General features: G+C 69.7%; 19 protein-coding genes. 9 read left to right on the top strand and 10 right to left on the bottom strand.

The window, feature by feature from the left end; translation table 11 throughout:
* Window positions 1-13: 13 nt before the first annotated feature.
* The 3 genes from FHX37_RS11470 to FHX37_RS11460 form a co-directional block, all read right to left on the bottom strand.
* Window positions 14-1,342 carry an MFS transporter gene (locus FHX37_RS11470; RefSeq protein WP_170181561.1) on the bottom strand — a complete coding sequence of 443 codons (1,329 nt, stop codon included), beginning with the start codon at window positions 1,340-1,342 and terminating at the stop codon, window positions 14-16.
* A gap of 110 nt (window positions 1,343-1,452) precedes the next feature.
* Entirely contained in the window at window positions 1,453-3,312 is a 1,860-nt protein-coding gene (ilvD, locus tag FHX37_RS11465) for a dihydroxy-acid dehydratase (protein ID WP_141923888.1), read from the bottom strand.
* A 107-nt stretch (window positions 3,313-3,419) separates the two neighbouring features.
* Entirely contained in the window at window positions 3,420-4,211 is a 792-nt protein-coding gene (locus tag FHX37_RS11460) for a nuclease-related domain-containing protein (protein ID WP_394344493.1), read from the bottom strand.
* A gap of 380 nt (window positions 4,212-4,591) precedes the next feature.
* Here FHX37_RS11460 and malQ point away from each other — a divergent pair, with 380 nt between their 5' ends.
* Window positions 4,592-6,643 (top strand): 4-alpha-glucanotransferase, encoded by a 2,052-nt coding sequence (gene malQ, locus FHX37_RS11455; protein WP_141923887.1) that lies wholly within the window; start codon window positions 4,592-4,594, stop codon window positions 6,641-6,643.
* Window positions 6,644-6,701: 58 nt separating this feature from the next.
* Here the strand turns inward: malQ and pepN are convergent, their stop codons facing one another.
* Entirely contained in the window at window positions 6,702-9,251 is a 2,550-nt protein-coding gene (pepN, locus tag FHX37_RS11450) for an aminopeptidase N (RefSeq protein ID WP_141925202.1), read from the bottom strand.
* A 228-nt stretch (window positions 9,252-9,479) separates the two neighbouring features.
* On the opposite strand from pepN, the gene FHX37_RS11445 reads away from it, so the two are divergent.
* From FHX37_RS11445 to FHX37_RS11435, 5 genes are all read left to right on the top strand, one after another.
* Complete coding sequence (locus tag FHX37_RS11445; RefSeq protein ID WP_141925201.1) at window positions 9,480-10,091, top strand: mycothiol-dependent nitroreductase Rv2466c family protein; 612 nt, start codon at window positions 9,480-9,482, stop codon at window positions 10,089-10,091.
* A gap of 34 nt (window positions 10,092-10,125) precedes the next feature.
* Window positions 10,126-10,287, top strand: coding sequence for a hypothetical protein (locus FHX37_RS22850; protein WP_170181560.1), 162 nt, complete (start codon window positions 10,126-10,128; stop codon window positions 10,285-10,287).
* A gap of 140 nt (window positions 10,288-10,427) precedes the next feature.
* Complete coding sequence (locus tag FHX37_RS11440; RefSeq protein WP_141923886.1) at window positions 10,428-11,849, top strand: aldehyde dehydrogenase family protein; 1,422 nt, start codon at window positions 10,428-10,430, stop codon at window positions 11,847-11,849.
* Between the two features lie 131 nt (window positions 11,850-11,980).
* Window positions 11,981-12,142: a hypothetical protein gene (locus FHX37_RS22845; RefSeq protein WP_170181559.1), complete on the top strand. Its 162-nt coding sequence runs from the start codon at window positions 11,981-11,983 to the stop codon at window positions 12,140-12,142.
* Window positions 12,143-12,228: 86 nt separating this feature from the next.
* Window positions 12,229-12,696 carry a ribose-5-phosphate isomerase gene (locus tag FHX37_RS11435; RefSeq protein WP_141923885.1) on the top strand — a complete coding sequence of 156 codons (468 nt, stop codon included), beginning with the start codon at window positions 12,229-12,231 and terminating at the stop codon, window positions 12,694-12,696.
* 253 nt (window positions 12,697-12,949) lie between these two features.
* Here the strand turns inward: FHX37_RS11435 and FHX37_RS11430 are convergent, their stop codons facing one another.
* Window positions 12,950-14,227 carry a GNAT family N-acetyltransferase gene (locus FHX37_RS11430; protein ID WP_141923884.1) on the bottom strand — a complete coding sequence of 426 codons (1,278 nt, stop codon included), beginning with the start codon at window positions 14,225-14,227 and terminating at the stop codon, window positions 12,950-12,952.
* A gap of 244 nt (window positions 14,228-14,471) precedes the next feature.
* Between FHX37_RS11430 and FHX37_RS11425 the strand changes: the two genes are divergently transcribed.
* From FHX37_RS11425 to FHX37_RS11415, 3 genes are all read left to right on the top strand, one after another.
* Complete coding sequence (locus FHX37_RS11425; protein ID WP_141923883.1) at window positions 14,472-15,575, top strand: PP2C family protein-serine/threonine phosphatase; 1,104 nt, start codon at window positions 14,472-14,474, stop codon at window positions 15,573-15,575.
* Between the two features lie 289 nt (window positions 15,576-15,864).
* Window positions 15,865-17,208, top strand: coding sequence for a magnesium transporter (mgtE, locus tag FHX37_RS11420; RefSeq protein ID WP_394344492.1), 1,344 nt, complete (start codon window positions 15,865-15,867; stop codon window positions 17,206-17,208).
* Window positions 17,209-17,274: 66 nt separating this feature from the next.
* Window positions 17,275-17,487: an antitoxin gene (locus tag FHX37_RS11415; RefSeq protein ID WP_141923881.1), complete on the top strand. Its 213-nt coding sequence runs from the start codon at window positions 17,275-17,277 to the stop codon at window positions 17,485-17,487.
* Between the two features lie 161 nt (window positions 17,488-17,648).
* Here FHX37_RS11415 and FHX37_RS11410 read toward each other — a convergent pair whose 3' ends face one another.
* From FHX37_RS11410 to FHX37_RS11390, 5 genes are all read right to left on the bottom strand, one after another.
* Window positions 17,649-18,467: an ABC transporter ATP-binding protein gene (locus FHX37_RS11410; protein ID WP_246062248.1), complete on the bottom strand. Its 819-nt coding sequence runs from the start codon at window positions 18,465-18,467 to the stop codon at window positions 17,649-17,651.
* Window positions 18,468-18,583: 116 nt separating this feature from the next.
* A complete protein-coding gene (locus FHX37_RS11405; protein WP_141923879.1) occupies window positions 18,584-20,224 on the bottom strand; it encodes an MDR family MFS transporter in 1,641 nt (546 codons plus the stop codon).
* A gap of 146 nt (window positions 20,225-20,370) precedes the next feature.
* Window positions 20,371-20,994, bottom strand: a complete 624-nt coding sequence (locus FHX37_RS11400) for a TetR/AcrR family transcriptional regulator (protein ID WP_246062247.1) — start codon at window positions 20,992-20,994, stop codon at window positions 20,371-20,373.
* Window positions 20,995-21,077: 83 nt separating this feature from the next.
* On the bottom strand, window positions 21,078-22,949 hold the full coding sequence (locus FHX37_RS11395) for an ABC transporter ATP-binding protein (protein ID WP_141925199.1): 1,872 nt from the start codon (window positions 22,947-22,949) through the stop codon (window positions 21,078-21,080).
* A gap of 147 nt (window positions 22,950-23,096) precedes the next feature.
* Window positions 23,097-23,600: an adenylyltransferase/cytidyltransferase family protein gene (locus tag FHX37_RS11390; RefSeq protein WP_141923878.1), complete on the bottom strand. Its 504-nt coding sequence runs from the start codon at window positions 23,598-23,600 to the stop codon at window positions 23,097-23,099.
* Window positions 23,601-23,725: the final 125 nt, after the last annotated feature.

Below are 23,725 nucleotides of genomic sequence, written 5' to 3'. Positions count from 1 at the left end.
CCCACTGCTCCCTCTACCGTGCCGGAACGTCGGCGGTGTCCACTGTTCCATCCTCGGCGACGCGCGGGTTGCCCGGAGCACCCGCATCGGATGTTCGGCTCCCGGCAGCCCGCGCGTGGTGCCCCTCCCGGCGGGCGGTACGTGCGAAGACGGCGGCGAGCGCCGCCCCTCCCGCCCCCAGCAGGGTGACCGAGGCGATCGGCAGGGCCTGGGGCCCGTACGTGCTCAGCACCGCGCCTCCCAGCGAGCCGCTGATGGAGAAGCCCAGGTACATACCGCTGGTGAGCAGCGCCAGGACGGCGGTGTCGGAACCGGGAGCGCGGCTCAGCAGCCAGCTCTGCAGCGGCGGGCTGAACGCCCAGATTCCCCCTGCCCAGACAGCGACGACGGGAACCAGTACGGCCAGCGTGACGGATCCGCTCGGCAGGGTGGTCCCCAGGACGGCGAGTACCACCACCATGGCGCACGCCGCGGTGATCCCCGTGGCGATGGTCCGTCCCGCGCCCCAGGTGTCGGCTACGCGGCCGCCGAGCAGCACCCCGGCGAACCCGGACACGCCGAACACGAGGATGACCACGCTCAGGCTCTCCGGCCCGCCGCCGGTGAGGTGCTCGTACAGCGGCGCCAGGTAGACGTAGGGCATCATGCCGCCGGAGCCCATGACCAGCATGGCGAGGGTGGCCCCGAGGACGGCGGGCTGGCCGAGCGGTGCGAGCCGCTGACGCAGGGTCAGCGACTGCGGCTCCGCGCCGCGGGGGAGCCGCAGCATACCCACGGTGGCGAGCGCGCCGGCCAGCGCGACGGCCACCATGGTGGCGCGCCAGCCGAACACCCCGCTGATCCAGGTTCCGACCGGGACGCCGGCCACCAGCGACAGCGTGATCCCGGCCGTGATCAGACTGAGGTAGCGCGCCTTACGCTCCGGGGGAGCGTGGCGGGCCACGGTCGCCGCGGCGGTCGGTACGAGCGTGGCGGCCGCGAGCGCGGTGCCGAACCGCAGCGCCATCAGCACGGAGTAGGTGGGGGCCAGCGCCATCAGTACGTTGAACAGGGCGAACAGGGCGGTGAGCGCCGGAAGCAGGCGGTGGGCGGACAGGCGGGAGACCAGGACCGCCATCACGGGCGCGCCGATCCCGTAGGTGAACGAGTACAGCGTGACGAGCTGCCCGGCGGTGGCCTCGCTGACGTTCAGGTCCTCGGAGAGCGTCGGCAGGATCCCGGCGATGATCATGTCGTCGGTGCCGGTCGCGAAGGTGGCCAGGGTGAGGGCGAGAACCCACAGCGGTACGGGGAGCCCCGACCGGGCGGTCGTGCTCCGGGGTGCTTCGTTGGTTGTTGCCATGCCGGGAACGCTAGGAAGATGACACATGTGTCAGGGTCAAGCCGGACGTTCCCGGTGCGGTCCCCCGGCCGGTTCGGGGACGGGGAACCGGCCGGGGAGAGCGGCGGTACCTACTCCACCTGGGTGACGTCGCGGGCGGCGCCGGTGGAGGCGGAGGTCGCCATGGCCGCGTAGGCCCGCAGAGCCTGGGTGACCGGCCGCTGTCGGTCCCTGGGCCGGAACCCGCCCAGTTCCTTGAGGAGCCGTTCCCGGCGCGCGGTGAGCTCGTCCTCGGGCACCTCCAGCGTGAGGCCCCGGCCCGGGATGTCGATGCTGATCGTGTCGCCGTCCTCGACCAGCGCGATCCCGCCTCCCGAGCCGGCCTCGGGGGAGGCGTGCCCGATGGACAGTCCGGACGTTCCGCCCGAGAACCGGCCGTCGGTGACCAGCGCGCAGGCCTTACCGAGACCGCGTCCCTTGAGGAAGCTGGTGGGGTACAGCATCTCCTGCATACCCGGCCCGCCCTTGGGGCCCTCGTAGCGGATGATGACCACGTCTCCCGCGGTGACGCGCTTGTTCAGGATGCCGTCGACCGCTTCCTCCTGGCTCTCGAACACCCTGGCCGGGCCGGTGAAGGTCCACAGCTCCTCCTCGACCCCGGCGGTCTTGACGATCGCGCCCTCGGGGGCGAGGTTGCCGTACAGCACCGCCAGACCGCCGTCGGCGGTGTAGGCGTGCTCCACGGAGCGGACACACCCCGAGCTGCGGTCGGTGTCGAGGCTGTCCCAGCGCACGTTCTGCGAGTAGGCCTTGGTGGTGCGCTTCCCGCCGGGGGCCGCGTGGAACATCTCGGTGGCCTCGGCCGACACGTCGGGCGAGGAGATGTCCCACTGCTGGATGTAGTCGCCGACGGTGGAGCCGTGCACGGTGGGGACCGAGGTGTCGATGAGGCCGCCACGCGCCAGTTGGCCCATGATCGCGGGGATGCCGCCGGCGCGGTGCACGTCCTCGATGTGGTAGTCCTCGGAGTTCGGCGCGACCTTGCACAGGCAGGGCACCTGCCGGGAGACGGCGTCGATCTCGGGAAGGCCGAAGTCGACCCCTCCCTCGGTCGCGGTGGCCAGCAGGTGCAGGATCGTGTTGGTGGAGCCGCCCATGGCGACGTCCAACGCCATGGCGTTCCGGAACGCGGTGGGAGTGGCGATCGACAGCGGAAGCACCGAGTCGTCCTCGTCGCGGTAGTACCGCGTGGCGGCGTCGACCACCAGACGCCCGGCGTCCTCGAACAGCTGCCGGCGCGCCTCGTGGGTGGCGAGGACGGTGCCGTTACCGGGAGGGGCCAGCCCGATGGCCTCGGTGAGGCAGTTCATGGAGTTGGCGGTGAACATGCCGGAGCAGGAGCCGCAGGTGGGGCAGGCGTTCTCCTCCAGCTCGTCCAGCTCCTCCTGGGAGACGCTCTCGTCGGCGGCGGCGACCATCGGGTTGATGAGGTCGAGTTTGCGCACCTTGCTCGCGGTCCCGTTGACCACGGTGACCTTGCCCGCCTCCATCGGCCCGCCGGACACGAACACCGTGGGCACGTTGAGCCGCATCGCCCCCAGCAGCATGCCGGGGGTGATCTTGTCGCAGTTGGACACGCACACCAACGCGTCGGCGCAGTGCGCGTTGACCATGTACTCCAGGGCGTCGGCGATGAGCTCCCGGCTGGGCAGCGAGTAGAGCATGCCGCCGTGCCCCATGGCGATGCCGTCGTCCACGGCGATGCTGTTGAACTCGCGGGGCACGCCTCCCGCCTCGCGGACGGAGGAGGCCACGACGTCGGCTACCTCGCGGAGGTGGACATGCCCCGGGACGAACTGGGTGAAACTGTTGGCGATCGCGACGATCGGTTTGCCGAAGTCGTCGCGTTGCACGCCGGAGGCGCGCATGAGAGCGCGCGCGCCGGCCATGTTCCTACCATGGGTGACCGTGCGTGAGCGAAGCTCGGGCATTGGCGGGCTCCCGTCGAGGCGGCGTTGCTTAGTCCCGATGGTAATGCCGACCGCAGACCGCTCGCGTCTCGCACCCGGAGATTATTTGTCCGTATTGTGAGACGAGTTCAGTAACGGGGTGGAAGCACCCGCTGCGCTGCCCGGTAGATGTCCTCGATCTGCTGCTCGTCGAGCCGGTCCTTGCCCGTGCGCAGCCATTTCCGGACCTTGTTCCCGCTGATGATGTCCACACCGCGCAGGTTGTGGCTGTCCCACGACATCCGGGGGCCGTAGATGGCCAGGGAAGCACGCACGCTGATCTCCTGTCCCAGCTCCTCGCTGATGAGCCGCTCCGCGGTGCGGGCCTCCTCCAGCGCCTCGTCGATGCGCTCGTTCTTGGAGAACCGGCCGTGGTAGAGCTTCTCCAGTTTGTTGCGCAGCGGTAGCCGCCGGTCCCAGGCCTCCGAGTCGATCGCGAACGCGCCGCGCCTGCCCACGATGAAGTGGTCGATCTGACCGTTTCCTCCGGGGATGGCGCGAGCGTGCAGCACCCGGTAGCCCAACCGCCTCATCACCTTGAGCTGGTTCTCCGTCCGCCGTTGGGCGGCGGAGGGGCGGCGCCACCGCGGTACCTCCGACTGGCGACGGGACGAGTAGACGGTGAAGGCGACGAACACGGCGACGCCGAACGTGGCGCCGACACGCCAGTCCCCGGTGAGGCCCCCGCCGGCCACGGCGGCGAGCACGGCCACACAGCAGCGCAGGACCCACTGCCCCCCGTCGGAGGTGAGTAACGCCCGGTACGTGGGACGGGCCTGGCCGTCGGAGTGCTGTGCGCCGTCGTCCCGCCGGGTCACGAACGGGGAGGTGCGGGTGGTCTCGTGGCTCTTGCCTTCGGTGACACTGGTTGTCGATTCCACGAGGGAAAGGTTAGTGGGGAAGGTGGGCGTGTCCCAGTACGCTCAATCTCACAGTTTTCTTCCCCGAGAAGTGTGGGAATCTTACGTTTCATTTATCGCAGAGGTGGAAATACTTCTTCCTCATCTCTGGAACAACGGAATGCGGGACAACCGCAGCCACGGATGTCCCGGGAGCAACGTTGCGTCCCAGCCCGTCCCCTGGGCTCTTCCGATCCGGGTTTTCCGCAACCAGGAAATCGGACCGGGCCAGAACCGGGAAACCCCCGGCGGAACCGACACGCCGGAGAACCGGGGCGTGCGGCCGGACCGTCCCGATCTCTGGGAACCGCCTGGCATGGCGTACCCTCCCAGCGGGGCCGCGTAGGGCATCATCGGTGTCTGTGAGCGATGCGGACCTAGCCCAGCTGGCCGAGGAGAACGGTGTCGCGACGGCCTACCACGACTGGCGGGGACAGCGCGTCGAGGTATCCGCCGATACGCTCCGGCACGTCCTGAGCTCCCTGGGCGTGGACGCCCATGATCCCGGGGCGGCGCTGGCCGAGCACCGGCGGCGTGTCGCCTCCCGGCTGCTTCCTCCCGCCGTGGTCGCGCGCCACGGCGGTGTACCACCGGTGACGCTGCCGGCCGGAAGCCGGGCGTGGGTGGAACGGGACGACGGCGGGACCTCCGAACTCGGCGACAGGCTTCCGCTCGGGGGGCACCTGCTGTACGCCCGCAACGGGAACCAACGGGAACAGGCTCCCCTGCTCGTGGTACCCGACCGGCTGCCCCTCCCCGAGGCGCTGCGGGAGAGGCAGGTGTGGGGCCTGATGTGCCAGCTGTACTCGCTGCGCTCCCGCGCCTCGTGGGGTGTGGGCGACCTGCGGGACCTGTCCGACCTCGCCGCGTGGAGCGCACGGGACCTCGGGTCGGGGTTCACCCTCGTCAACCCCCTGCACGCGAGCGAACCCTCCACCCCGCTGGAACCCTCGCCCTACCTCCCGGTGAGCAGGCGCTACGCCAGTCCGCTGTACATCCGGATCGAGGACGTTCCCGAGTACGCCCGCCTGGAACCGATGCAACGGGAGGGAATCCAGCGTCTCGCGCGTCCCCTGCGAGAGCAGGGCCGCACCGCCGACCTGCTGGAACGTGACCCCGTGTGGGAGGCGAAGCGCTCGGCCCTGGCAGTGCTGTTCGACGTGCCCCGTACCCCGGCCCGGCAGGCCGCCTTCGAGTCCTACCTCCAGCGCGAGGGCGCCCCGCTCGTGGAGTACGCGACGTGGTGCGCACTCGCGGAAGCCCACGGATCCGACTACCGCCGCTGGCCGGCGGGACTGCACGACGCGCACGGGAACCAGGTCGCCGCCGAGGCGCTGCGACGGTGGCCCGAGGTCGAGTTCCACCGCTGGATGCAGTGGATACTCGACGAGCAGCTCGCGGACGTGCAGGAGCGCGCGCGCCTGGCCGGGATGCCGGTGGGGATCGTGCACGACCTGGCACTCGGTGCGCAGCCGGGCGGCGCCGACGCGTGGATGTACAGTGACGTGCTCGCCGGCGGCGTCAGCGTGGGAGCGCCTCCGGACGAGTTCAACCAGCGCGGGCAGGACTGGGGACAACCCCCGTGGCACCCGACCCGCCTGGCGGAGCGCGCCTACGCCCCGCTCCGCCAGATCCTGCGCCAGACCATGCGCCACGCCGGAGGCCTGCGCGTGGACCACGTCATGGGAATGTTCCGGTTGTGGTGGATACCCGAGGGGGCGGAACCGTGGGAGGGCACCTACGTCCGCTACGACCACGAGGGGACGGTCGGAGCGCTGGCGTTGACCGCCCGGGAGACCGACACCGCCGTGGTGGGGGAGGACCTGGGAACGGTGGAACCGTGGGTGCGCACCCACCTGGAGGAGAGGGGCGTCCTGGGAACCTCGGTGCTGTGGTTCGAGCGCGGTGCCGACGGAACCCCGCGCCGTCCGGAGGAGTGGCGCAGCGACTGCCTGGCCACCGTCGCCACCCACGACCTGCCGCCGGTGGCCTCCTACCTCTCGGCCGAACACGTCGAACTGCGCGACCGGCTCGGGCTGCTGAGCCGTCCCGCGGCCGAGGAGCGCGCCGAGGTGGAACGGCAAGTGGCGGCCTGGCGCGCGCTCCTCGTCGAACTGGGCCTGCTGGACCCGGAGGCCGACCCGGTCTCGGAACCCTCGCGTGTGACAGCGGCGCTGCACAGCTACCTGGTACGAACGCCGGCGCGCATGGTCGGCATCGCCCTCACGGACGTGGTGGGGGACCGGCGGATGCAGAACCAGCCCGGCACCAGCGACGAGTACCCCAACTGGCGGATCCCGCTGACCAACGCCGAGGGGGAACCCATCCTCCTGGACGAACTCATGGCCGATCCCTACCTCGCGACCGCCGCGCGCAACACCCTCTGGCCACTCAACGGGTTCCGCGCCTCCTAGGCTCCGTCCGGTGGGGCCCGTGGGGTGCGGGCGCGCTCGCACCCCACGGGAACGGCGGTCAGTCCGCGCTCTGGGCGTCCTTGCGCTGGGCGCGCAGGGCGCGTTCCACACCGGCCTTGCCCTCGACCAGCAGGCGGCGCAGCGCGGGCGGCGGGTCCTGCTCGCTGATGTAGGCGTCGGTGCGGCGCACCGTGTCCTCCTCGACGATGTGGCTCGGGTAGGCGATCTCCACGAACGACTGGGCGAACTCGCCGGTCCAGTTCCGCCAGGCCTCGTCCAGCAGGTCGAAGTACTTCCCGACGTAGGGACGGTACAGTTCCCGGTGCGCGGGGTCGGCGAATCCCACCAGCGTGGCCCGGAACTCGGTGTTGGCCATGTCCGTGGCGGAACGGATCCGCTCCCACGCCTGGGCCTTGGCGTCGGCCGTGGGGATCGCCGCGCGGCAGCCGGCGGCGTGCCGCTCTCCGGTGGCGGTGGGGTCGGCCTCCAGCTCGGCGGCGATCTCCTTCTCCCCGGCCTTGCCGTGCACCACCAGGCGGCGCAGCAGCGCCCACCGCACGTCGGTGTCGACAGTCAGCCCCTCGACCGTGATGGCGCCGTCGAGCAGCCCCTGGAGCAGGGACAGGTGCTCGTTGTCCGCCGCGGCTTCGGCGAAGGCGTGCGCGTAGGCCAGCTGCAGGTCACTGCCCGGCTCGGCTCCCGTCAGCAGGTCGCGCAGCCGGGAGGCGAGCAGGGAGAAGCCGGTGTCGCGCCACTCCGGCGCCGCGTAGCTGTGCAGCGCCGCGGTGGCCTGCCGCAGCAGCATCTGGGCCACGGAGACGTCCGAGACCCCGCCGATGCCGGAGATGACCAGGTCGACGTAGTCGCGGGCGGCCATCTCCGCGTCGCGCGTCATGTCCCAGGCCGCGCTGAAGCACAGCGCGCGGGGGAGCGACTCGGCGATCTCCCCGACCCCGTCGATGACGGTGCGCAGGGAACGTTCGTCCAGCCGGATCTTGGTGAACGTGAGGTCGTCGTCGTTGACCAGGACCAGGTCCGGCTGGAGGAGACCGACCAGCTCGTCGACGGGGGTGCGTTCCCCCGTCACGTCCAGTTCCACCCGTTCGCGCCGGAGGATCCCCGCCTCCGTCCAGTCGTACAGCCCGACGGCGAGCCGGTGCGAACGCAGCGTGGGGTGTTCCGCGGAGGCCTCCTGAACCACGGTGAACGAGGTGAACCGTCCTTCCTCGTCCACCTCGAACTCCGGGCGCATCGTGTTGACGCCCGCGGTCTCCAGCCATTCCTGGGACCACGACGCCAGGTCCCGGCCGGAGGCGCGCTCCAGGTGGCCCAGCAGGTCAGCCAACCGGGTGTTGCCCCAGGCGTGCTCGGCGAAGTAGGTGCGGACCCCGGCGAAGAACGCGTCCACGCCCACGTAGGCCACGAGCTGCTTCAGTACCGAGGCGCCCTTCGCGTAGGTGATCCCGTCGAAGTTCACCTCGACCGCCTGCATGTCCGGGATGTCCGCGGCGATCGGGTGGGTGGAGGGAAGCTGGTCCTGGCGCAGCGCCCACGCCTTCTCGACGTTGGCGAACGTCGTCCAGGCGTCCTTCCACTGGGTGGCCTCGGCCTGGCAGTACACGCTCGCGAACGTGGCGAACGACTCGTTCAGCCACAGGTCGTCCCACCAGCGCATGGTGACCAGGTCGCCGAACCACATGTGGGCCATCTCGTGCAGGATCGTCTCCGCCCGGCGCTCGTAGCGCGCGTCCGTGACGCGGGAGCGGAAGACGTAGTCCTCCAGGTAGGTGACAGCGCCGGCGTTCTCCATGGCGCCGGCGTTGAACTCCGGGACGAACAGCTGGTCGTACTTGCCGAAGGGGTAACGCAGCCCGAACAGCTTGTGGTAGAAGTCGAAGCCCCGCTTGGTGACGTCGAGGATCGCCTCGGCGTCCAGGTAGGGGGCGAGTGAGGCGCGGCAGTACACTCCCAGCGGAATGCCGTCGTGCTCGTCGCGTACCACGTGGTACGGCCCGGCGATGAGCGCCGTGATGTAGGTGGACATCGGCGGGGATGCGGGGAAGTGCCAACGGGCGGCGGGCGCTGCCGCGCCCTCCACCGGGGCGCCGGTGACGTCGGGCTGGGTGTTGGAGACGACCGTGAAGTCCGCGGGAGCGAACACCGTCAGCTCGAACGTCGCCTTGAGGTCGGGCTGGTCGAAGCAGGCGTACATCCGGTGGGCGTCGGAGGTCTCGAACTGGGTGTAGAGGTAGACGCCGCCGTCCACCGGGTCGACGAAGCGGTGGAGTCCCTCGCCCGTGCGCATGTAGGCGGCGTCCGCCTCCACGTGCAGCTCGTTGGTGGCCTGCAGGGCGGGGAGGGTGATACGCCCCTCGCTGACGACCTTCGCGGTGTCCAGTTCCTCGTCGTTGAGCACGACCCGGTGCACCGTGGGAGCGACGAGGTCGATGAACGTACTACCGCCGGGTTCTGCGCAGTCGAACCTGACGACCGTCGTGGAGCGGAAGGTCCGGTCGCTGTCGGTGAGGTCGAGCTCGACGTTGTAGGACGCGACGTCCAGAATCCGAGCGCGCTCCTGCGCCTCGTCGCGTGTCAGGTTGCCCGCCACGTCCACTCCCTTCACGGCCGTCGCCATCGTCGGCCGGTTCGGCTGCTCACCCCCTGGCACGACGCCGCAGCGGGCGGCGTCGTGCGGAGGTATCGTCCGCTTCCGATACTGCCATGTCTCCCAGTGGAATGCGGAACCAGACGTGATGGTTCGTTCTGCTGAAAAGGAGAGAAATCGCCCCGGGTGACACCGGCTGGCGAACGTGCGCACAACAGTGAGGAGAGCAACGTGGCTGAGGAGCCGACCCCGGTCGATTTCTGGTTCGACCCGTTGTGCCCGTGGGCGTGGCTCACGTCCCGGTGGTTGCTGGAGGCCCAGGGCGTGCGCGCGATCCGGCCGCGCTGGCACGTGATGAGCCTTGCGGTGCTCAACGAGGACAAGGATCTTTCCGCGGAGTACCGCCAACTCCTCGACGACGCGTGGGGGCCGGTGCGTGTCGCGATCGCCGCGGAACAGCGTTTCGGTGGGGACGCGCTCGGCCCGCTCTACACGGCGTTGGGAACCCGGTTCCACAATCGGGGGGAGCCGGTGGCGCGGCAGACGGTCCAGGACGCGTTGGCCGAGGCGGACCTTCCGGTGGAATTGGCGGACGCGGCCGCCTCCTCTGACTACGATGAGGCCCTACGCGGGTCCCACCAGGACGGCATGGACCGGGTCGGTTACGAGGTGGGCACTCCGGTGATCTCGGTCAGTGGTGTGTCCTTCTTCGGCCCCGTCGTTTCGCCCACCCCACGGGGCGAGGATGCCGGGAAACTGTGGGACGGCGTCTTGCTGGTCGCGGGAACCGACGGTTTCTTCGAACTCAAGCGCAGCCGGAACCGCGATCCCATCTTCGAGTGAGAGTCGCCGACCACATCGGCGTGGAGGGTTTGCCATGAGCGCACCGGATGGTGAGCGGACAGTCGACCTGTCCGACGACGACCTGGAGATCCTTCCCGACGTCACCCGGGACGAGCGTGCCGAGGGGTGGGGAGAGTCCGTGGCCGACAACGAGATCGACCGTCTTCTCAGGGACCGTCCGCCGCACTGGGGCTGAGGACCTGACGAGGCAGTGGCGGCGGGTCCGGACCCTTGGCCGGGCCCGCCGCTCGTGTGTCCGAGGTCGGTTGCTCTCCGGCGAGGGGAGAGGGGCGGCGGACGCGCGTAACCGAACACCGTTCTGGGAAAATGGGACGCATGCGTTCCCTATATCTCAACGGCACATGGGCCGACTCCACCGCGGCCGAGAGCATCGACGTCATCAATCCGGCGACCGAGGAAACCATCGACTCCGTTCCGGCCGGTGGGCGGGAGGACGTCGACCGGGCCGTCGCTGCCGCCAAGGCCGCCTTCCCCGCCTGGTCGGCGCTGACCGCGGCGCAGCGCGGCGCTTACCTGTCCCGCGCGTTGGAGGTGTTCCACAACCGCTCCGAGGAGGTCGCCTCCACCCTGGCGACCGACATGGGCGCCCCGCTGAAGTTCGCCAAACAGGTGCAGACCGGAGTGCCGCTGCTCATGTTCCGCACCTTCCTCGAGGTCCTGGAGGAGGTCGGCGAGCGGTACTTCGAGGGTGAGCAGGTCGGCAGCTCCCTGGTGGTACGCGAACCGTTCGGTGTCGTCGGCGCCATCACGCCGTGGAACTACCCCCTGCACCAGATCGTGCTCAAGGTCATCCCCGCGCTGGCGGCCGGGAACACGGTCGTGCTCAAACCCACCGAGGTCGCACCGTTCGGCGGCTACCTGCTGGCGGAGATCCTGCACGAGGCCGGACTCCCGGCGGGAGTGTTCAACATGGTCTCGGGGACCGGTCCGGAGGTCGGCGAGGCGATCGCCGCCCATCCCGACATCGCCATGGTCTCCTTCACGGGTTCCGGCAGGGCCGGGAAACGTGTCAGCGAGGTCGCGTCGGAGACCGTGAAGAAGGTCGCGCTGGAACTCGGCGGGAAGTCCCCCAATGTGATCCTCCCGGAGGCCGACATCGACCAGGCCGTCTCCCGGGGCGTAGCCAACGTGATGCACAACACGGGCCAGAGTTGCAACGCGCTCACCAGGATGATCGTCCCCCGCTCCCGCTACGACGAGGTGGTGGACAAGGCCGTGGCGGCCGCGGAGAAGCACGCTCCCGGAGACCCCTTCGCCGAGGGCACCCGGATGGGCCCGTTGATCTCCCAGCCCCAGCTCGACCGGGTCCGGGACTACATCGCCACCGGCGTGGGGGAGGGCGCCCGTCTGGTCACCGGCGGCGCGGAGCCCCCGGAGGGCAGCAAGAGCGGCTACTACGTCCGGCCGACGGTCTTCGCTGACGTCAGCAACGACATGCGTATCGCCCGGGAGGAGATCTTCGGGCCGGTCCTGGTCCTGATTCCCTACGACACCGAGGAGGAGGCCGTCGAGATCGCCAACGACACGGCCTACGGGCTCGCCGCGTCAGTGTGGGCCGAGGACCGGGAGCGCGGGCTGGAGGTGGCCCGCAAACTGCGCGCCGGCCAGGTCGAGGTGAACGGGGGCGACTTCAACCCGCGCATCCCGTTCGGCGGGTACAAGCAGTCCGGGGTCGGGCGCGAGTGGGGTGTCTTCGGCCTGGACGAGTTCTGCGAGCTCAAGGGCATCCAGCTCTAGCGGTTTTTCCGGACGTGTCCCGCCAGGTCATCCCGGACCGGGGCGACCCTCGGGCGGGGTCGGTTCACCGTGGTGGCCATGGCAGAATTTCTTGTCGGGAATGTCCGGAGAACCAGCATTCGAGGTGCGGTATGAGCAAAGCAACGGAGTCGAAGGCCAGCCCGCTGGGTCGTGACGTGAAGGCGATCGTGCTGACGAACGTCATCGCGCTGGTGTCGCTGCTGGCTTTCGCGGCTCTGGGGCTGAGTATCGTTTCCGCCGCTACCGGGGAGTCGATGATCCTCAGCGTGTGAACCGTCGCGCTCGTTCCGGGCCGTAGCGTCCGGAGCGGGCGTCGGGCGGTGCGCGGGCACCCCCGCCGACCTGCCACACTGTTCCCGTGCGTGTATACCTTGGATCCGACCATGCCGGTTACGAACTGAAACAGCGCCTGGCCTCCCACCTCGCCGACTCCGACCACGAGGTCGTCGACATCGGCCCCGCCGTTTACGACGGGGAGGACGACTACCCGCCGTTCGTCCTGCGCGCCGCGGAGGGCGTCGTCGCCGACCCCGGTTCCCTGGGGATCGTCATCGGCGGCTCCGGTAACGGTGAGCAGATGGCGGCGAACAAAGTGGCGGGTGTCCGTGCCGCTCTGGCGTGGAGCGAGGAGACGGCGCGTCTGGCCCGTGAGCACAATGACGCCAACGTGCTCAGCATCGGTGGCCGGATGCACAGCACGGAGGAGTCGCTGCGTTTCGCCGAGGTGTTCCTGTCCACTCCCTACAGCGGTGAGAAGCGGCACACCCGGCGGATCGAGATGCTCAACGACTACGAGCGCACGGGCGAGCTTCCGCCCCTGCCCTGAAGCCCGTGTTGCGAGGTCCGGCCCGGTCGGGCACTGCGGGGGCGCACCTGGCTCGGTGATCCGCGACGCTGCCCTGCTGACGCGTGGAACCGCCGCGCTCGCGGTTGTCCGCGACCGGGCCGGGTCGCGCGTGTCCGGTGCGCCGAGTGACAACGGTCACACCTTCCACGCCTGGCATGACGATAATACGCCGCGCGCCCGGTGAAAAGACGTGTCCAGCCGGAGAACCCGTGCCGGTTGTTCCGGCCCGGGGTCAGAAGACCAGCCTGCAGTGCGCGTCGGCGGAGCGGGACAGCGCGGTGTCCAGCCGTTCCACGGCGCCATCGGTGTGCTCGGTGAGCAGACCGGCCGCCCGGTGGGAACCCAGCCGGACGTCGCCCAGGTAGGCCGCGCCGAGTTCGGCGACGTCCACGCTCAGGTCCGCACCGCGGTCGGTGCTGGCGCAGTGCGCCCCATCCGGACCGGCTGACAGGTGCCAGCGCCCTGCGTTCTCCGGACAGGTGGCGTCGGTGACCTCCAGGGTCATGTCGACCGGCGCGGCGTAGGAGCGCTGCTCCAGCGCGCGTCGCACGTCCACCAACCGGACCCACAGGCCGTGGCTGACCGTCGTCCGCGCCTGGTGCGGGTCGGAGAGCAGCCAGTACAGCGCGTCGTCGCGCGCGAGGGAGTCGGCCGTGACCGTGGAGACCAGGTCACGCGTGAGCACGTGCTCCCACAGGAGGGCCCGTGCGGCCGGGGTGGTGGCGTACACCTCGCGTAGCCACAGGCGGGAGTCGGCCACCCAGTGTTCGTCCCACTGCTGCTTCACCCGGTACAGCGCGTAGCCCTGCGGCCCCTGGTCCCCCTCGACGAGCGCGCACCTCAGACCGGTGCAACCGTCCTGCTGGTCCTGGGAGTCGGACAGCACCTTGTCCCACCAGTGACCGTCGCGCTGGAACTCGCCCACCCGTTCCAGCGCCGCCGCCCGGTGCACACTCCCCAGTTGCTCGCGGACGTCCTCGGGGTCGCACAGCCGGATCCGCAGACCGGGGTCGCGCGGCACGTCCCGGCGCAACGCGGCCTCGCGGACACGGACGACGACTCGCCCCGCCCGCGAGGCCGGACCGTAGCCGAACCTCCGGTATATCCCGCCCTCGCTGGCGAACAGCGCCGCGACCGCCTCGTTCCCCGACCGGAGGTCGGCGAGCTGGCGGCGCATGAGGGCGCTGAGAGCTCCCCGGCGGCGGTGGGTGGGGGAGACGCCCACGGCGGAGACGCCCGCCACCGGCCGGGGGCCGCCCGGCAGTGTCATGGTGAACGGGTGCGCGACCGTGGTGCCGACGATGTGGCCGTCGAGGTCGGCAGCGAGGGCGCGGCCGGAGTCGATCAGTTCCTGGCTCAGGGGGATCCGCTGGCGGGCGAGCGGGATGTTCAGGGCCTCGCTCGCCACCTGGCGGAACGCCGGGATCTCCGCCTCGTCGATCGTCCGGACCGTCCACGAATCCGGGGCGGTCGTGGTGACCGGTTCTTGTGGAGCGTGCGAAAAAGTCATGGTTGCGTACCTAGCAGCAGCTGTTCCGCCGCGCCACTGGATTTTCGCCCGCAGCGCGGGGACGCGTCAGGTTCGCTGGGTGCGCGGCCGGGAGGCGGAAGCGGGAGCCGCGTTCCGATGGGGGAGAGGTGTCGCGGCGTTCCCCGTGGGCGGCGCCGACCCGGAATATCGGTCGGCCGCATACCCGCTGGTTGTGGCACATCCGCGTGCCCACCGCCGGGGTGGGCGCTACAGTTCTGGCAACATGAACGCCTCCCCTGCCGCCAGACTCCTGCGCCGAACGCGGTCCCTGGGACAACGCGTCACCGCGGCGCTGAAGCGTAAAGTGCTGTTCCGCTACCGGCTGGTACTCATCACGCTGGTGATGTTGGCCGTGGCCATCGGTGCCGGCGCGGTGTGGGGGCCCACCGGATGGTTCCCGCCCAGCGCCGTCATCCTCAACGTGCTGGCCGGGGGCCTGCTGCTGAAACGCAAGAGCCTGGCGTTCCTGCTCGCCGTCGTCGCAGCGGTGCTGCTGTTCACCGCCTTCGCCCTGGACGTGGGCCGGGTCGGCCCCGGCCTGCTGGTGACGATCGGTGTCACCGCCGTGTTGGCCTACCTGCTTTCCGGCGTTCGGGAACGGCTCGGCGTCCAGGGGCTCAGCGGGGAGCGGATGCTGCTCGAACTCCGCGACCGGCTGTTTTCCCAGGGGAAGCTTCCCGAGCTCCCCGAGGGGTGGGGAAGCCAGACGGTGCTGCGGCAGGCGGGCGGGTCGTCCTTCGGCGGGGACTTCCTCGTCTCCACCCGTCGCGGGAACCGCCTGGAACTGGCGGTGGTGGACGTCTCCGGGAAGGGCGTGGACGCGGGAACGCGCGCCCTGCTGGTGTCCGGGGCCTTCGGGGGGCTCATCGGTTCGGTCCCCAGTGGGGACTTCCTCGCGCACTGCAACGAGTACCTGCTGCGTACCGCCCTCGGGGAGGGGTTCGTCACCGCCGTGCACCTCAGTATCGACCTGGACACCGGCGAGTACCTGCTGACCTCGGCCGGCCATCCCCCCGCCGTACAGTTCGACAGCCGGACGGCCACCTGGAGCACGGCCGACGCCAAGGGCGTGGTGCTGGGCATCCTTCCCGACATGACCTACGCTCCGGTCAGCGGGCGTCTGCGTCGCGGTGACGCGATCATGCTCTACACCGACGGGCTCATCGAGACACCGGGCGAGGACATGGACGCCGGGGTGGAACGGCTCCTCGTCACCGCCGGGAGGTTGCCCGCCGCCGGGTTCGCGGAGGGCGCCTCCCAGATGGTGGACACGTTGAGCAGGGGGAAGAATGACGACACCGCTCTCGTCGTCATCTGGCGCTCCTGATCCCCGGCGGATGGCGGCATCCGCGGCGATGGCGGGTAGTGTCAGGGTGATCCCCGGGCCGCCGAGTGGCATCCTGCCGTCGCCCTGTGCGTGGTGACACGCTTCCGGGCGGGGCCGTGGTGCCGGCGTACCCGTCCCCCTCTGGTGTGCGCGATCACGTGGTTGCTTTCCGTGCGCCGTGTGTCGCGTTCCGGCCACCGAACGGGTTCGCTGCGGGTCGCGGGGGTCCGGTCCAACGGAACGGTCCGGCGGAAAGCCGCGGGCGCGGGATGACGAGGGGGTGCTCAGCTTGACCAACGACGGGTCCAGTGCGGAACTGACCGAGCTGGTCGAAACCAACGACCTGACCGGAATCCGGCTTTGGCTCGCCGAACATCCCCCCTACGAGATCGCCGACGAGCTGGAACGCATGGACAGCCACCTGGCGATCATCCCGTTCCGGCTGTTGGACAAGGACCGCGAGCTGGAGGTTTTCGAGGAGCTCGACCCGGTCCACCAGCAGGAGATCCTGTTGGGGCTGCGCGACACGGCCTTCCACGAGCTGCTGGAGGAGATGGACCCGGACGACCGCGCCCGCCTCATCGGCGAGGTCCCGGCCAAGGTCGCCACCCGCGCGCTCGCCGGCCTGAGCCCCAGCCAGCGCAAGATGACCGCAGCGCTGCTCGGTTACCCCGAGGGCTCGGTCGGCCGGTACATGACCCCGGAAACGGTCATCCTGCACCGCGACATCACCGTCGGCCGCGCCCTGGAGGTCGTACGGGCCAAGGGAGCCGACACCGAGACGGTGTACATCCTCCCCGTCGTCGACGACGGGCGCCGACTCGCCGGGACGGTCGAGCTCAGTGAGCTCGTGGTCAGCGACGACAGCGTCCTGATCAAGGATCTGGTGGACATCCTGGTGCCGCGGGTGAGCGCGACCGATCCCGCGGAGGACGCCGCCCGCCTGATGCAGCAGGCCAACCTCATCGCCCTGCCGGTCGTGGACTCCGAAGAGCGGCTCGTGGGCATGCTGACGTTCGACGACGCCCTGGAACTGATCGAGGCGGCCGACTCGGAGGACATCGCCCGCCAGTCCGGTGCCAGCCCGGTCGCGGGGAACTACGTCGCCGCGAGCATCATCCGGTTGGCGCGGGCCCGCTCCGTGTGGCTGCTGCTGCTGATCGTGGCAGCCACCCTCACGGTCAACGTCATGCAGGCGTTCGAGTCGACGCTGGAGGAGGTCACGGCCCTGGCCATGTTCGTCCCGATGCTGACCGGCACCGGGGGGAACGTGGGCTCGCAGTCCGCCACGGCCGTGGTGCGGGCGCTGGCCGTCGGTGAGGTCCGTATCCGGGATCTCCCCGGTGTGGCGTGGAAGGAGTGCCGGGTCGGCTTCGTACTGGGCATCATGCTCGCCTGTATCGCCCTCGTCATCGGCACCGCGCTCGTGGGGTCCGACATCGCCGTCGTCGTGGGGGTCACGGTGATCGCGATCTGCACGTGGGCGGCCGTGATCGGCAGCACCATGCCGCTACTGGCCCGCAGGGTGGGGGTGGACCCGGCTGTCGTCTCCGCCCCCCTGGTGTCGACGCTGGTCGACGCGACCGGCTTGCTGATCTACTTCTCCATCGCCCGGGTCATCCTCGGTATTTGAGGCCGAGAGTACGGGGTACGGTCCCGGGTGAGAGCTGAACAACCGCTGCGTCGAAAGGAAACGGCCATGGCTAGGTTGTTCGACAAGGCCAAGCAGGCGGCGAGCGAGAACAGCAACAGGATCGCCGAGGGCGTGCGCAAGGCCGCGGAGACCGCCAAGCAGAAAACCGGCGGCAAGTACGACGACAAGATCGACAAGGCGAAGAGAACCGCGGAAGGCTACCTGCCCAAGCAGGACGACGAGGGCGGGGACAGCCAGGGGTCCGGCGGGCGGTCCTAGGGCCTGTTTCCCGGACGCTTGTCCTGCTGTGCGTCGCCCCGGCGCACCGCCCGGCGGCGTTCTCGTCGGTCGACAGAGGCTCCGCTCCGCATCCCGCCTCGGGCCCGTGCCGGGCGGCACCGGAGACGCCGCTCGCGACGAACAGCGCTCGAGAACAGCACCTAGCGCGGACCGGCCGTGCCGGCGCGGGCGTTCCACCGGCCGTCGCGGTGTTCGATCGCGATCGGATGGTCGAAGCAGGTCGTCACCAGCTTCGACGTGAGGACGTCACCGCTCTCCCCGGCGGCCACGACCTGCCCGCCGCGCAGCAGCGCCGCGTGGGTGGTACTGGCGGGCAGCTCCTCGAGGTGGTGGGTCACCAGAACGGTCGCCAGCTCGGGGCGCTCGTGGGTGAGCCGGTCGAGGCTGGAGAGCAGTTGCTCCCGGGCGGCGACGTCCAGGCCGGCGGCCGGCTCGTCCAACAGCAGTAGCCGGGGAGTGGGCATGAGCGCCCGCGCGATGAGCACCCGACCGCGTTCCCCGTGCGAGAGCGTCGTCCAGGGGGCCTCCCGCAGGGAGGCGATCCCGAGCGACTCCATGAGGCTGTCGGCCCGCCGCTCCTGTTCGGGCGTCGGGGACCAGCGCGGCGGAAGCTCGATGCTGCCACTCGCCCCGGTCAGGACCACGTTCCTCCCGCTCAGGGGGGAACGGAGGTCGTGGTGGGGTGTCACGTGGCCGATGTGGCCGCGCAGCTCGCGCACGTCCACGCGCCCCAACCGGTGGCCCAGCACGGTGACGGAACCCCGGGTGGGGTGCTGCTGCGCGCCCAGCAGGCCGAGCAGGGTGCTCTTCCCCGCTCCGTTGGGTCCCAGCAGTGCCCAGTGCTCGCCGGGGCGTACGGCGACGTTCACCGTGTCCAGGATCCGCTTTCCGGAGCGGACGAGGTCCACGTCCGCGGCCTCGATGACGGGGGAACCCTGGTCGGTGCCGTGTGCGCTCAAGGACTTCCTCCCGGACGGCTCGGGTGGCGAGTGAAACAGCATCCTATCCCGGGAGCGGGTCCGTCGGTGCCGGCTGTGTGCGGTGGCCGCCCCACCGCGCACAGCGCTCGCGTGCGTCAGTCGTTCGCCGTGACGGGGGCCGGGTGCTCCGCGGTCTCCCCGTCCGCGTCCCGGGAGCCTTCCGTCGCGCCGACGCTGGTCGACAGGGGTTTCTCCCGGAGGAAGAAGGAGAGGACGAAACCGACGAGGACGATCGGCACCGCGTAGCGGAAAACCGGCGGTAGCGCGCCGGCGAAGGCGTGCACGATGAAGTCGCGCACCGGTTCGGGGAAGGCCCGCAGCATGTCCGGCGTCATCGAGCTGATGCCGGCCTCGCCCCCCTGGACGTCCAGCCGTCCGGCCATCTCCGGCGGGAGCTGGGACATCTCGTCGTTCAACCGGGACACGAATATCGAACCGAACACCGAGATACCGAACGACGCCCCGATCTGCCGGAAGTAGTTGTTGGCCGAGGTGGCGGTGCCCAGGTCCCGGTACGGTGCCGTGTTCTGCACGATCAGCACCAGGTTCTGCATGACCATGCCGACCCCCAGGCCGAGCACCAGCATCCCGCTGGCGTTGTAGGCGTAGGAGGACTCGGCGTCCATCAGGGAGAGCAGCGTCAGTCCCACCATCACGGTGCCGGTTCCCAGGATCGGCCATATCTTGTACCGGCCGGTGGCGGCGATGATTCGGCCGGTGGTGACGGTGGCGGTGAGCATGCCGGCGACCATGGGAAGCATCCTGAGCCCCGACTCGGTGGCGCTGACGCCGTTCACCATCTGCAGGAACGTGGGCAGGTAGGCGACCGTGGAGAACATCGCGATTCCGATGGTGACCCCGATGAGGGAGGTCAGCACGAAGTCGCGGTCACGGAAGAGGCGCAGCGGGATGATGGGGTCCTGCGCACGGGACTCGGCCAGGACGAACAGCGCGCCGGCCACCAGCACACCGGCCCCGAGCCCGATGATGACCGGGCTGTCCCAGGCGTACTCGCCGCCGCCCCAACTCGTGAACAGGACGATGCAGACGCTGGCGGTGGCGAGGAGCAGCGTCCCGAGATAGTCCAGTTTGGGTTTGTTGTTGGCGGGTTTCGGCAGTTTGAGGACGAGCGCCGTGACGGTGAGGGCCAGAGCACCCAGGGGAAGGTTGATGTAGAAGATCCAGCGCCAGTTCAGGTGGTCGGTGAACAGGCCGCCGAGGAGAGGGCCGGCCACGGAGGCGATGCCGAACACGGCCCCCATGAAGCCCATGTACTTGCCGCGTTCGCGAGCGGAGACGACCTCGCCGATGATCGCCTGGGCCCCGATCATGAGCCCTCCGCCGCCTATGCCCTGCAAGGCCCGGAAACCGATGAGCTGGGGCATGTCCTGGGCGATTCCGGACAGTATGGAACCGATCAGGAAAACGACGATGGAGAACTGGAACACGACCTTACGGCCGAAAAGGTCGCCGGCCTTCCCGTAGATCGGCATGCCCACGGTCGCGGCGAGTATGTAGGCGGTGACGACCCAGGAGAGGTTCTCCAGGCCGTTGAGCTCGCCGACGATCGTGGGCAGGGCGGTGGAGACGATGGTCTGGTCCAGCGCCCCGAGCAGCATGGTCAGCATGACGCCGAGGAACACCCAGTTGACCTGCCTGCGGGTCAGCGGACCGGACGGCTGCTCCTGCGCGGGCGGCGGGTCGGGTAACTCGGCGTCGGTGTGGGTGGATGCCATAGCGGAATGCTCACTTCCCGTTTTCCGCTTTCCGCGCGGTGCGGACGCGGAGCTGCGTGTTCGGTGCGTGCTTGCGTGGTGCCGTACGGTTGCGGGGGATGGCGGCACCATCTCTGCGGGGCGACGCGGCGCGGGGTGGCGCCCCGTCAGTGCTGCGGTCCGAAAGCGGAGCGCAGCACCGCGAAGGCGTGGTCGAACGTCGCGTGGATCTGCTGGACGCTCACTGGCGTTTCGGGCGTTGGCCCGCCGAAGCGGCGGATGGAGAAGCGCATCGCGGTCATCCCCACTTCCGCCAGGATCTGCGGCCGGATGTCACCCGGGTCGTCCCCGAGGCGCTCGGCGAGCGTCTCCGAGATTTCCTGCTCTCCCGCGGCGAAGGCGGCCTTGAGCTTCGGTACCAGCTGCGGTTCCAACTCGATGAGCCGCATGCGCAGCCGTAGGTCCTCGAAGAACGGGCCGATGTCGGACTCGTCCTCCAGAGGCGAGATGAGGAGCCGTTTGAGGTCCTCGGTGAGTTCACCGGTCGGGCCGCCCCCCACGAAGGTCTCCCGTGCCTCCTCCAGGGGGCGAGGGGGTCCGTCGCCGACGAGGGCCTCCTCCTTGGAGGAGAAGTAGTTGAAGAAGGTCCGCTCGGATACGTCGGCGGCGGCGGCGACGTCCTCGACCGTCACGTGGTCGAGTCCGTGCTCGACCACGAGCCGCACGGTCTCGCGCTGCAGCGTCTTGCGTGTGGCGAGCTTCTTGCGCTCCCGAAGACCCAACGATCTCACCTCCCGCATTATTGTTGCAGTTCATGAAAAAATGCGCAAGGAGAATATTTGCGTCCACTGCAAGTTTCTGTTCTGCGTGAGCCTCAGGCGCTGGGCTCCTCCTGGGCGGCGAACTGTGTGCGGTACAGGGCCGTGTACAGGCCGCCCTGCCCCAACAGCTCCTCGTGGGTGCCGCGTTCCACGATGCGCCCCTCCTCCAGCACGAGGATCCGGTCGGCCTCGCGCACGGTCGCCAACCGGTGGGCGATCACCAGCGAGGTCCGTCCGCTGAGCGCGGTGCGCAGCGCCTCCTGTACGGCCGCCTCGGACTCCGAGTCCAGGTGCGCGGTGGCCTCGTCCAGAACCACCACCGAGGGGGACTTCAGCAGCAGCCGGGCGATCGCGAGCCGTTGCTTTTCCCCGCCGGACAACCGGTAGCCGCGGTCTCCCACCATCGTCTGTAACCCGTCCGGCAGGCTTTCCAGGAGCGGTTCGAGCTGGGCGGCCCGCATGGCCTCGAGCAGTTCGGCGTCCGTGGCTTCGGGGCGGGCGTAGCGGAGGTTCTCGCCCACGGTGTCGTGGAACAGGTGCGGGTCCTGGGTGACGACCCCGACCGTGTCGCGCAACGACTGCGTCCGGGCCTCCCGTAGGTCCAACCCGCCGATACGCACCGTTCCCTCGGTCGGGTCGTACAGCCGCGACACGAGGTGGGTCAGGGTCGTCTTCCCCGCCCCGGACGGTCCCACCAGCGCCACGAGCTGTCCGGGGGCGGCGGTGAGCGAGATCCCGCGGAGGACGTCGCTGTCCGCGGTTCCCTCGGCGTCCGGGGTCAGCTCCAGCGACGCCAGCGAGGACTCACCGGCGGTGGGGTAACGGAACGAGACGCCGTCGAACTCCACACCCAGCGGCCCCTCGGGGACGTCCCGCGCGTCGGGGCGCTCCTCGATCATCGGCTTGAGGTCCAGGACCTCGAACACCCGGTCGAAGCTGACCAGCGCGGTCATGATCTCCACGTGCACGTTGGACAGGGCGGTGATCGGGCCGTAGAGACGCGCCAACAGGGTCGTCAGCGCCACCAGGGTGCCGAGCTGGAACGCCCCGCCGATGACGAGATGGCCGCCGACCCCGTAGACCACGGCCGTCGCCAGGGAGGTGATGAGCCCGATGAGGGTGAACAGCAGACCGCCGAACACCGCCTGCGCCACACCGATGTCCCGCACCCGGGCCGCGCGTTCGGAGAACCGCTGCGCCTCCTCCTCGGGGCGACCGTAGAGCTTCACCAGCGTCGCGCCGCCGACGTTGAACCGTTCGGTCATGAGCGAGCTCATCTCGGCGTCCATGTTCATTCCGGTACGCGAGATCCTGGCGACCTTACGGCCGATGAGCTTGGCGGGGAGGATGAAGATCGGGATCAGCAGCAGCGCGAGCAGGGTGATCTTCCAGGACAGCGCCAGCATGGTGATGATGACGGCGACGGCGCTGATGACGTTGGAGACCACCGACTGCAGTACCGAGGTGACCGCTCGCTGCGCACCGACGACGTCGGTGTTCAGCCGGCTGGTGAGCGAACCGGTCTGGGTGCGGGTGAAGAACGCCAGCGGCATGCGTTGCACGTGGCGGAAGACCTCGGTGCGCAGCAGGTAGATGACCCCCTCACCGATGCGCGCCGACAGCCAGCGGCTCGTCAGGCCCAGCGCGGCCTCCAGGAGCGCGAGCACTCCCACCCCCAGCGCCAACCACGTCACCAGCGTGGTGTTCTCCTGGGCGACACCGCGGTCGATGATGGACTTCAGCAGGAGGGGGCTGGCGACGACGATCGCGGAACTGACGGATGTCGCCAGGAGGAACAGCGCGATCGCCCGCCAGTAGGGTCGGGCGTATCCGCTGATGCGGCGCAGTATGCCGGGGGAGAGGCTCGCCCCCTTGGCGCTGCCGTCGTTGACCAGAGCCCGGTACACGGGTGGCCCGCCGGTCATCATGGAACGTTCTCCGTTTCGTCTTGGGCTGTTACCGCCGCATCGGAGGGGTAACAGTGGCAGCCGTCCGGCGCTTCCCGTTGTTCCCGGACGCGGAGTGCGAATCGGACAGTTCCGGGACGGCCGGGGGCGGACGGGATCCGTGACTCAGGAGGAACGGGTGAGCCTGCCCAGGGCCCCGGTGGTGGAACGCCCCTGGGTGAGTGGGAACTCCCACACCTCGGCCTGCAGCGCCTCGGCACCGCGCCGTTTGGCGTCCGCGTGCGGGTCGCCCTCGGTGAACGCCAGAGCCGCGGGGGCCAGTGGGCGCAACAGCTCTGTGTAGGCTTTCCAGTCGGCGACGTCAGCGGGGCCGGATATGCACAACACCCCGTCGACGCAGCGAAGCGCACTGAGCATCTCAGCGCGTTCTGCGGCGGGATTGACCGGCCGGCCCTCCCCCTTCCACGCGGTCACACGCTCGTCGTCCTCCACACCGACGACGAGGGGGTGGCCAGCCTCGCGGACGGCGGAGAGAAAACGCACATGGCCCACGTGCAGGACGTCGAACACGCCGGTGGCGACAGCCGGACTCGCGTGTGACTCCGGTGGGAAAAGCCACTGGAAACCCAGTGCGGGAGTGGTTATGTCCAGCGGATCGGGACTCGTCATCGACCTTAGCCTTACACAGGGATGCGGGGTCGCGGACCACCGCGGGGCGAAGGCCCGCACTGCCAAGATATCCGGCAGTATCCGACCGGTCCCACAGCACTCGCCGAGGGGAGATTCCGCCCCTG

Origin of the sequence: Haloactinospora alba, assembly GCF_006717075.1 — a bacterium.
GTDB lineage: Bacteria > Actinomycetota > Actinomycetes > Streptosporangiales > Streptosporangiaceae > Haloactinospora > Haloactinospora alba.
The sequence above is the reverse complement of the archived record's forward strand: the minus strand, read 5'-3'. Positions and strand labels throughout refer to the sequence as shown.

Coding starts and splice junctions, on each gene's coding strand:
- FHX37_RS11470 (WP_170181561.1), bottom strand. CDS start 1,342: ATGGCAACAACCAACGAAGCACCCCGGAGCACGACCGCCCGGTCGGGG.
- ilvD (WP_141923888.1), bottom strand. CDS start 3,312: ATGCCCGAGCTTCGCTCACGCACGGTCACCCATGGTAGGAACATGGCC.
- FHX37_RS22850 (WP_170181560.1), top strand. CDS start 10,126: ATGAGCGCACCGGATGGTGAGCGGACAGTCGACCTGTCCGACGACGAC.
- FHX37_RS11440 (WP_141923886.1), top strand. CDS start 10,428: ATGCGTTCCCTATATCTCAACGGCACATGGGCCGACTCCACCGCGGCC.
- FHX37_RS22845 (WP_170181559.1), top strand. CDS start 11,981: ATGAGCAAAGCAACGGAGTCGAAGGCCAGCCCGCTGGGTCGTGACGTG.
- FHX37_RS11430 (WP_141923884.1), bottom strand. CDS start 14,227: ATGACTTTTTCGCACGCTCCACAAGAACCGGTCACCACGACCGCCCCG.
- FHX37_RS11425 (WP_141923883.1), top strand. CDS start 14,472: ATGAACGCCTCCCCTGCCGCCAGACTCCTGCGCCGAACGCGGTCCCTG.
- FHX37_RS11415 (WP_141923881.1), top strand. CDS start 17,275: ATGGCTAGGTTGTTCGACAAGGCCAAGCAGGCGGCGAGCGAGAACAGC.
- FHX37_RS11405 (WP_141923879.1), bottom strand. CDS start 20,224: ATGGCATCCACCCACACCGACGCCGAGTTACCCGACCCGCCGCCCGCG.
- FHX37_RS11395 (WP_141925199.1), bottom strand. CDS start 22,949: ATGACCGGCGGGCCACCCGTGTACCGGGCTCTGGTCAACGACGGCAGC.
- FHX37_RS11390 (WP_141923878.1), bottom strand. CDS start 23,600: ATGACGAGTCCCGATCCGCTGGACATAACCACTCCCGCACTGGGTTTC.